We start from the raw sequence: 473 nt of genomic DNA on the forward strand, positions 1-473 counted from the left end.
CCGCCCCATTTCACCAATTTTTCCTCACCCGACATACCGTTGATGGTGCGTTTGCCTTGGCGGATGGTGCGGGTTAGCGCTTTAACCATTGCGCCTTTCCCCAGATTTACCTTACGTTGCAGCAGCGTCGGCTCGCCTGCCTCCAGTACGTCGCCGTGCATGATTTCCAGACTCATATCGTGTTGTTTGTCAAATTCGACAGTGCTATGAACTTCAAACGGTTTTTTGCCATCGTCCGCGATAAAACCGCCTATCAGGCATATACCGTGTTTATTTGGCACTTCAAATTCCTGCCTGGTTTTCAATCCATTGAGGATTTCTTGGCGGAATTTTTTCTCCATGGTGTTTATTGCTTCTTTTTCTTGGGTTTTCCAGTTGGCAGGGGCTTTGCCGTTTTCGGCAGGGATATAGAAATAGCTGCGTACGATATAGGCGTCATCATTATCCAGCTTGAAATATAAATCGGCTTCGTA

Annotated in this window: 1 protein-coding gene; it reads right to left on the reverse strand. The window is 47.1% G+C overall.

What is annotated here, in order from left to right; all coding sequences use genetic code 11:
• The coding region (locus HMPREF3277_RS01440) for a T6SS immunity protein Tli4 family protein (protein ID WP_246830744.1) at window positions 1-473 on the reverse strand (473 nt) is incomplete at both ends.

Origin of the sequence: Neisseria sp. HMSC70E02 (assembly GCF_001838645.1) — a bacterium.
GTDB lineage: Bacteria > Pseudomonadota > Gammaproteobacteria > Burkholderiales > Neisseriaceae > Neisseria > Neisseria macacae.